This window comes from uncultured Rothia sp. (assembly GCF_937976295.1).
Taxonomy (GTDB): domain Bacteria; phylum Actinomycetota; class Actinomycetes; order Actinomycetales; family Micrococcaceae; genus Rothia.
Genome location: NZ_CALJRY010000225.1, coordinates 1 through 8,872 on the forward strand (window position 1 = coordinate 1; position 8,872 = coordinate 8,872).

Below are 8,872 nucleotides of genomic sequence, written 5' to 3' on the forward strand. Positions count from 1 at the left end.
GCCACGATTTCTGTTCCTCGCCCCTCGGGTGGTTCTGCTACCGAGTCCTCTTCGGCTCTGGGGTACCGCACTGAGGAGGCGCAGCCTGTTCAGGTGGTGACCCCCGAGTCTAATCTGCCCTCGGGGACCGACTCGGCGGTGCAGTCTCGCCGTGCCGCGATTCTGAACGGTTCTTCCTCTCAGGTTCGTACTGAGCCCGGGCCGCAGAACGGCGTGAAGGCAACGGAGGCGCAGATTACCCGCAATATGGATACGAGCTTGCCTCTTCTGCCGATTTTGGTAATTTTGGGTGGCGGCCTGATTCTTGGCGCCCTGGGCGTGTCGCGTGTGCACGCTTCGAAGAAGGATTAGTTGCGTAGATTAGTTGCGTAGGGGCTGGGGGAGTGGCGGCCCCTGGTGCTTGTTCCCCGGTGCTTGGGCGGCGTGCTGGCGTGGGCTAGTTGTATCCCCGTCAGTGTGCGGTGAGGTGTTTTGTCATAAAACGGTTCACTTGGTGGATATTTTGAGAAATGCTCACAGTATCGATATAGTAAGCCTGTCCTAACAATGTCGATAGTATGGATGCACACCAATGAAGATTTTCACATCTAGCACCCGCTTCTCCAAGGGAGCCTGCGCCCTCGCCGTCGCTGGCGCTGTCGCCCTGCCCCTGGCACCCGTTCTCGCTGAGAACATTAATATCGCTGCCCAGAACGTTGCCGCACAGAACGTCGCTACAGGCGACCAGGCAACCGCTGGCGCGTCCTTCGGTTGGGGCGTGCGCGCCTCCTTCCTGTCCTATAACGGTATGCCCCGCGAAATGACCGACGGCGCAGCATGGGACGCAACCGCAAAGCAGTTTACCTTCACCCCGACCTCCACCACCGTCTCTGAAGACGGCAAGCAGGTTACTCTGCAGGCTGCCGGCCGCCTCTGGTTCACCGGCCACTGCGCAGAAGGTCAGGACCCCGAAACCGGTTGCGCCCTGAACCTCACCTTCTCCAATCCCCGCGTGGAACTGAACCTCGCTGACGGCACCGGCTCCCTCTACATGACCGTGCGCACCAAGAACTACGCCAGCGGCAAGTTCGAGGGCCCCAAGGAAGTCAAGATGGCGACCCTGAGCACCGGCACCGCCAAGCAGAGCGAGAAGGACGGCGTGGTCAGCATCAGCGGCATCTCCGCGAACCTGACCGCCGACGGTAACCACGCCTTCTCCGACTTCTACAACGAAGGCGCCAGCCTCGATCCGCTGAGCATCTCCTACACCGGTAGCGCAGCGAACACCACCAAGAGCGCCTACAGCGCCGCCGAGTCCTACAACACCGGCGCGAGCGTGAACCAGCCCCAGAACACTGCACGTCTGGGACAGAACCACATCGTGCACGTGGCACCGCCGAGCTTCAGCGGCGACACCACCTACACCGTGCTGAACAGCTCCAACCTGAAGATGACTGACACCGGCGTCCTGAAGGCAATCAAGGGCGTTTTCGCTGTGGACGCTGACGGCAACCGCATGCTCGTCATTGGTAGCGAAAGCAACAAGCCCGAGCTGTACACCGTGACCGCTGAGGGTAAGCTCGTCTCCTCCGGCGTCTACTCCGACGTTGATCTCGGCGCCAACACCGTCAAGGCAATCGGCTACAACCCCGCCAACAACACCTGGGGCATCCTCAGCATTGACGGCCAGGGCGGCGGCAAGCTGACCATTATTGACGCATCCGGTAAGGCAACCTCGCAGGCTCTGCCGAAGCCCGATTCCATCGACCCGCAGGTTGTGAACGCCTACTCGCTCGACGAGTACTACGGCGACTCGTTCTCCAACAACACCGTGACCCTCGCGCCGCTGCCCGACGGTAGCTTCGTGTACGCACCGTCGACCTCCATCTACGATGCGTCTGGCGAAAAAGTGGTCCAGAAGGGCCACCTGCTGCACCTGAGCAACAACGGCGTATCTCTGGTGCCGAACTCCTCGCCCGAGGGCTACACCACCACACTGTCCTCGACCCTGGTCAGCCCCAAGGGCTACATTTACCGTTGGAACAACTGGTCCGGCGGTAAGGTGCAGGTTCTCAAGTACGAGAACGGCACGTTCAGCGTGGTCCGCGAGTCCGCAACTCTTGAGGGTTTCGAGAAGACCGAGGTCGCCACCATGTTCCTGACCCGCGCGGGTAACGTGGTCGTGGTGGATGCATCCGGCTCCCGCCTGGTCTTCATGGATGACACCCTGAACAAGGTGAACGAGGTGGTGCTCTCCTCGATGCGCAAGACCGACAAGAGCGGCGGTTACAACGCTCTCGAACTGCCCAACGGCGATATTATCTACCCGACCAGCTTCGAGAACCCGAACACCTACGAGGATCAGCTGTGGCTGAACCGTCTGGCAGCGAACTCGGCACCGGCTCCTGAGCCGACCAAGGCACCGGAACCGACTAAGGCACCTGAGCCGACCGTTGCTCCGACCGAGGCACCTACTGCTGAGCCGACCGTGGCACCCTCTGCAAGTGCAGAACCCACCGTGATGCCTTCTGCAAGCGCTGAGCCTACCGCGGAGCCTTCGGTAACGGCTGAGCCCACTGCGACCGCAGAACCGACTGCTGAGCCTTCTGCAAGCGCTGAGCCGACTGTTGCTCCGACCGTGGAGCCCTCTGCAACCGCTGAGCCCAGCGTGACCGCAGAACCCACCGCTGTGCCTTCGGAGGAGCCCACCTCGCCGTCTCTGCCGACCGCGTCCGTGGCACCTTCTGTCGCCCCGAGCGCTTCTGCAACCCCGAGCGCATCGGTGAGCGCATCCCCGACCGCGGTTCCGAGCGTTCCCGCCGTGACCCCCTCGGCGACCGTGTCCGCATCGGCGTCCGCATCGGCATCCGCTAGCGCGTCTGCTTCTTCGAGTGTTTCTGCGAGCGCGTCGAGCTCCGCAAGCAGCTCCAGCAGCGCTTCGGTGAGCGCATCGGCGAGCGAATCGGCATCTTCGACCGCCTCCGCTTCCGCGAGCGCTTCCGCTTCTGAGAGCAGCACCGCCGACCAGAACACTGCCGGCCACAAGGGCGGCTCCAACGGTGGTTCTGACACTGGTTCCGGCGCATCCGACAACTTGGGTGTGAGCGGTTCCAACGGTGGTTCCTCCCTCGGTGGTGGTTCTTCCGCAGGTAGCTCCTCGACCTCCGGTAGCTCCTCCTCGAAGCTGGCTCAGACCGGCGCATCCGGCGCTATGTTCGCCGCTGCAGCTGGTGCTATCACCCTGGCTGCAGGTACCGCACTGGTTGTGGCACGCCGCCGCAAGAGCTAAGATTTAGCCTTCGCGCAACACCCCGCTTCGTTACTCGTGTTCATGAGTAGGGAAGCGGGGTGTTCCTTTCATACAATGGAAATATGACTATTCTGAATGTAATCGCAACCTCGCACGGCACCGACTCGGTCGCCGGTCGCGAGGCTATCACGCTGATTCGTGAGCAGATTAAGTTCCTGCTTGCTCAGCGTAACGACGGTGTGGAGTACCGTGTCCACGCCGCATATGTGGATGTGGAATCTCCCAGCGTTGATGATGCCGCAGCCTCCCTGCCCAAGGATGAGCCCTGCGTGATTGTGCCGATTCTGCTCTCGACCGGCTTCCACACTCAGGTGGACTTGCGCCGTGCCGCACGCAATAGCGGCATTGAGCGCATCAGCATTGGTGAGTCTCTGGGCCCGGATGCGCGCCTTGCCGCGCTGACCCGCGCCCGCTTGGAGGAAGCTGGCTGGACTCCCGGCGACGGCCCCGTGGTTCAGGGTGCGGCGGGTTCTTCCCGCCCTGATGGTCGCGCGGATATGGAGCGTGCGGCTGAGCTGCTGGCTGAGGAGTTGCACGTTCCGGTTCATCACGGCTTCGTTGCCGCTATTGATCCGAAGTTCCACGAGGTCGTTGCCGAATATCAGCCTAAGTTCGCTGCGACCTACCTGCTGGCGGAGGGTTTCTTCGCCGGTAAGATGCGCCGTGATGCTGAGTCGACCGGTGTGCCGGTGAAGGTTGCCGCGCCGCTGGTGAACGCGCAGGGTGGTGCTTCTGCTGCCGTGGTGGCGGAGTGCTTCATTGACCGCATGGATGCGGCTATTGCCCAGCTGGATGCCGCCTAATAACTCAGGTTTGCGGTGCGTGTAGATGCGCTCGTAAGGCTGAAAGTGTTAATACAAAAAACCTCGGGACGTCATGTTCCCGAGGTTTTTGTGTTGCTGTGTTTGAGTAGCCGTAGGCGGCTGAACGTTTAGGCGGTCTTGAGGTAGACGTCGCCGTCGCGGACCTCTACGGGGTAGACCTTGATGGAGTAGGAGGGGTCAGAGACACACTCGCCGGTGGTCAGGTCGTAGACCTCCTTGTAGAGGGGGGAGGTGATGGTGGGGTTGCCGTTCTTCTCGCCGACGATGCCGCGTGCGAGGACCAGTGCCTGGCTGTGCGGGTCGAGGTGGTCGCTGGCGAAGATGCCGTGCTTGGTCTTGTAGATGGCGTACTGGTAGCCGTCGACCAGGGCGACTTCACCCCAGTTTTCTTCGAGGTCAGATTCGGCGCAGATGCGTACCCAATTCTCAGCCATGGGGGTTTCCTTTCGAAGTGGTGGTCTGCGCCGCGCGGGGTGCAGGACACAATAGCGGTTCGTGTGTTCTTTGTTTGGAGTTTACCTTATGAAACCCACATTTGGAAATGGGGCGCGCGAAGGGCGCTAAAGGTTATTTTTACCCTAAAAAGACACCCTCGAATTTCATAGATTAGCCTTACCTAAATTAGGTCTAGATAAGGTAAGAATACCCTATTCTAGCCCGATATTCCGCGGATTTTTTTGGAAAATTTTCCCAAAAAATGCGGATTTTCGATACCTGGGGCACCTGAGAACGTGTACGATAAAAGTCGTAGTTTAAAACGCCTTTTAACTGCCTGAGAAAAACAACATAATCCCACACAAAAATGTTTCGTAATTTTCAGATGCATTCTAAAAAAGCGGGCGCTCCAACTACTCGGTACGCATCAGATACGAGCCCAACGGCACGGAAACTAGGAGTTCCAACGCCGGGCATGATTCGGTCGCACACTGAGGGTAGATAAGCGCCATGAACTACCTGCATTACAACTAGGAAGGAAAATCCATGTCGCACACCCCCCGCAACATTCTCGTTGTCGGCGCAGGCCCCGCTGCGTGGCGTTTTGTACGCGCGTACCACGAAGGCGCTGAAGCTGCCGGTCGCGCAGCGGACACCATCACCGTCCTCAACGACGAGCCCTACATCCCCTACGACCGCGTTGCTATCGAGCAGATTTTCAAGGACACCGAGAAGGACCTGACCCTCGGCGATCCCGAACTGTGGAATGCAGAGAACATCAACCTGGTCAACAACTGCCACGCAGAGAAGCTTGACCGCACCCGCCGCGTCGTCACTGACACCGAGGGCAACGAGTACCCCTACGACGTGCTGGTTTTCGCAACCGGTTCCCGCGCGGTTCGTATCCCCATTCTTAACTCGGACGCAGCACACGTCTTCCGCACCATCGATGACGTGAAGAACATGGTCTCCGAGGTCAAGCGCCTGCAGGAAACCCTCGGCCGCGCACCCCGCGGTATCGTCGTCGGTGGCGGTCTGCTCGGCCTCGAAGCAGCTGAAGGTCTGAAGGACCTGGGCGCAGAGCCCACCATCCTGGACGTGGCACCCTGGCTGCTGTCCGTTGAGGTTGACCAGGGCGGCGGTTACGCCGTGAACGCCCAGATCAAGGCAACCGGCATTGAGATTGAGACCGGCGTGTACATCTCCGGCATCAACAAGGATGCTGACGGTAACGTCGTCTCCGTCTCCATCGCAGATTCCCCCTCCGAGGACGCAGAAATCCGCACCCTGCCCGCCGACATGGTGGTCTTCGGTGCCGGTATTCGCCCCAACGACGAGCTGGCACGCGAGGCTGACCTGGCACTGGGTGAGCGCGGCGGTATTCTCGTCAACGACGCATGCCACTCCTCCGACGAGCACATTTGGGCTATCGGTGAGGTCGCCTGCGTGCTGGGCCGCACCTGGGGTCTGGTCGCACCGGCTAACGCTATGGCCGACGCTGTGGCAGCTAACCTGCTCAACGACAACGAAGAAGCTCAGGTTGAAGAGTTTGACATCGCAACCAAGCTGAAGTTCTCCGGCGTTCAGGTGGCTGGCTTCGGTGACCGCCGCGGCACCACCGAGGGTTGCCTCGAGGTTCTGTTCGCAGACCCCGCACGCGGCATGTACCAGAAGATCGTGACCAGCGGCGACGCAAAGACCCTGCTCGGTGGCGTGTTCGTCGGTGACACCGCTCCCTTCGACTCCCTCAAGCCCCTGCTCGGTCGCGAACTGCCCGCTGAGCCGAACGTCTACCTGACCGCAGCTGGCGGCGGCGACGGCATCCCCGACACCGAACTGCCCGACGACGCAATCCTGTGTTCCTGCAACAACATCAGCTTCGGTGCTGTCCGTGAGGCAATCGTAGACGGCAACCACGATGTTGCTTCTCTGAAGTCCTGCACCACCGCGGGTACCCAGTGTGGTTCCTGTGTGCCGATGCTGCAGAAGACTCTGGAACAGCAGATGAAGAAGATGGGTCTGACCGTCTCCAAGGCACTGTGTGAGCACTTCGACTTCTCCCGTGCAGAGCTGGCTGAGGCTGTGCGCCTGACCAACCTGGACGACTTCGACTCCGTGCTGGCACGCTTCGGCCACGGTGGCGACGGCTGTGCTATTTGTAAGCCGACCGTTGCGTCGATCCTCTCGTCCTTCCGCAACTCCTACGTCCTGGATGCTGGTCGCGGTGGCCTGCAGGAGACCAACGACCGTGCACTGGCTAACATGCAGAAGAACGGTACCTACTCCGTCGTTCCGCGTATTCCCGCAGGTGAGATTCCCGCTAAGAAGCTGGGCGTCATCGCAGAGGTTGCTGAAGAGTTCGGCCTGTACGTGAAGATTACCGGTGCGCAGCGTATCGGTATGTTCGGTGCTCGCCTGGAGCAGCTGCCCTACATTTGGGAGCGCCTGGTGGACGCTGGCTTCGAATCCGGTCAGGCATACGGTAAGTCCCTGCGTAACGTGAAGTCCTGCATGGGTTCGACCTGGTGCCGCTTCGGTGTTCAGGACTCCACCGGCATGGCAATCCAGCTGGAGAACCGTTACCGCGGTCTGCGTTCCCCGCACAAGTTCAAGTTCGGCGTTTCCGGTTGTAACCGTGAATGTGCTGAGGCACAGGGTAAGGACGTTGGTCTGATTGCAACCACCAACGGCTGGAACCTGTACCTGGGTGGTAACGGTGGTGCAAACCCCGCTCACGGTCGCCTCTTCGTGAAGGACGCTTCCAGCGAGGACATCATCCGCTACATTGACCGCTACCTGATGTACTACATCCGTACCGCAGACAAGCTGCAGCGTACCGCTCGCTGGCTTGAGGATCTGGATGAGGAGCACGGCGACGGCCTGGCACACCTGCAGTCCGTCCTCATTGAGGACTCCCTGGGCGTGTGCGAGGACCTGGAGCGCGACATGCAGCGTCACGTTGACTCCTACGAGGACGAGTGGGCAGCAACCCTGCGCGACGAGCGCCGCCTGCGCCGCTTCCGTGCCTTCATCAACGAGCCCAACGGCAGCGACGAGGGTTCGCACCTGTACGTGCTGGAGCGCGAGCAGATTCGCCCCGCAACCCCCGAGGAAATTGCGGCGGCAGAAGCTGGCGAGTCCAACACCGTCCTGCTGACCGGTGCCAAGATTCCCGTGGGCAAGCCCAGTGACCTCAACCCGGTCCCGGCAGCATAGTATGTGCCCGAAGATTCCTCCGTTCCCGCCCCGCGAGTTCGCCACTATTGACGAAATTCTCGCGGGCGGGGCGCCCGGGCACACCCTGGACGATAGCGTGACGGAACGCGGCATTCTTCTGCCCGGCGAGCCTGCTGAGAACCCCGGCAAGGTCTACATTGTGGGTGGCGGCCCCGGTGCCGCTGACCTGCTGACCCTGCGTGCGGCACGTGCCCTGAGCGAGGCGGACGTGGTCCTTCTGGACCACTTGGCTCCGCAGGAGTACGGCGAGTACGCACCGAACGCCCTCATCGTTGATGTGGGCAAGGTTCCCGGTAAGCACGCTGTGCCGCAGTCCCGTATTCAGCAGCTCATGATTGATTACGCGCTCTCGGGTAAGACCGTGGTGCGTTTGAAGGGCGGCGACCCGTACGTGTACGGTCGCGGCGCTGAAGAGCTGGATGCGTGCATCGCCGCCGGCCTGGAGGCTGAGGTTATCCCCGGCATTACCAGCGCCATTGCGGTTCCTGCGCGTGCGGCGATTCCGGTGACTCTGCGTAAGGTTTCCTCGATTTTCACCGTCATTTCTGGTCACTCCGGCCTGTCGGAGACAGAAGTGTCGGCTGTTGAGGCGACCCTGCGCGCCCAGGGCACCGTGGTGTTGCTGATGGGCGTTCGTACCCTGCCCGATACGGTGGCGTCTCTGCTCTCTCGTGGGATTGAGGCTGACACGCCGCTGGCAACCATCGAGAACGGTTTCTCTGAGAAGGAGCGCGTGACTGTCACGACCCTTGAGAACGCTCAGGTGGATTGCGCATCGGTCAAGGCGCCGGCTATTACCGTCATCGGTGAGGTCGTGCATTATGCTCGCGATAATCAGAACCGCTTTGTGAGCGAGGTTCACGAGCGTCTGCGTGAGCGTTCCACCTCCTAGAGGCGGCGCGCTAGATAGCGCGGTGCGTTAGATAATATTGCACAGCCCCGCATCCTTGGTTTTCCTAGTTGCCGAGGAGCGGGGCTGTTGCTGTGCCTGCTAGTGTTGCCGTGCCGGGGAATACCGGGTAGCGCGGGGAAATGCTCTGGCGCAAAAACAGCGGCGCAAAAACATACGAAAGCGGGGCGGGTATCG

General features: G+C 60.8%; 5 protein-coding genes and 1 pseudogene. 5 read left to right on the forward strand and 1 reads right to left on the reverse strand.

Annotated elements, in window-relative coordinates:
• From Q0216_RS06010 to Q0216_RS06020, 3 genes and pseudogenes are all read left to right on the forward strand, one after another.
• Positions 1 to 351 (forward strand): annotated as a pseudogene (locus tag Q0216_RS06010) (enoyl-CoA hydratase); the annotation flags it as partial.
• Positions 352 to 571: 220 nt separating this feature from the next.
• Positions 572 to 3,268, forward strand: a complete 2,697-nt coding sequence (locus Q0216_RS06015; protein WP_298593745.1) for an HtaA domain-containing protein — start codon at positions 572 to 574, stop codon at positions 3,266 to 3,268.
• An 83-nt stretch (positions 3,269 to 3,351) separates the two neighbouring features.
• On the forward strand, positions 3,352 to 4,092 hold the full coding sequence (locus Q0216_RS06020; protein ID WP_298593747.1) for a sirohydrochlorin chelatase: 741 nt from the start codon (positions 3,352 to 3,354) through the stop codon (positions 4,090 to 4,092).
• A 128-nt stretch (positions 4,093 to 4,220) separates the two neighbouring features.
• Here Q0216_RS06020 and nirD read toward each other — a convergent pair whose 3' ends face one another.
• Complete coding sequence (nirD, locus tag Q0216_RS06025; RefSeq protein ID WP_049350096.1) at positions 4,221 to 4,547, reverse strand: nitrite reductase small subunit NirD; 327 nt, start codon at positions 4,545 to 4,547, stop codon at positions 4,221 to 4,223.
• Positions 4,548 to 5,094: 547 nt separating this feature from the next.
• On the opposite strand from nirD, the gene nirB reads away from it, so the two are divergent.
• Together nirB and cobA are read left to right on the forward strand one after the other, a co-directional pair.
• Complete coding sequence (gene nirB / locus Q0216_RS06030; RefSeq protein WP_298593748.1) at positions 5,095 to 7,764, forward strand: nitrite reductase large subunit NirB; 2,670 nt, start codon at positions 5,095 to 5,097, stop codon at positions 7,762 to 7,764.
• 1 nt (position 7,765) lies between these two features.
• A complete protein-coding gene (gene cobA, locus Q0216_RS06035; RefSeq protein WP_049356776.1) occupies positions 7,766 to 8,677 on the forward strand; it encodes a uroporphyrinogen-III C-methyltransferase in 912 nt (303 codons plus the stop codon).
• Positions 8,678 to 8,872: the final 195 nt, after the last annotated feature.

Coding starts and splice junctions, on each gene's coding strand:
- nirD (WP_049350096.1), bottom strand. CDS start 4,547: ATGGCTGAGAATTGGGTACGCATCTGCGCCGAATCTGACCTCGAAGAA.
- cobA (WP_049356776.1), top strand. CDS start 7,766: ATGTGCCCGAAGATTCCTCCGTTCCCGCCCCGCGAGTTCGCCACTATT.
- Q0216_RS06020 (WP_298593747.1), top strand. CDS start 3,352: ATGACTATTCTGAATGTAATCGCAACCTCGCACGGCACCGACTCGGTC.
- Q0216_RS06015 (WP_298593745.1), top strand. CDS start 572: ATGAAGATTTTCACATCTAGCACCCGCTTCTCCAAGGGAGCCTGCGCC.
- nirB (WP_298593748.1), top strand. CDS start 5,095: ATGTCGCACACCCCCCGCAACATTCTCGTTGTCGGCGCAGGCCCCGCT.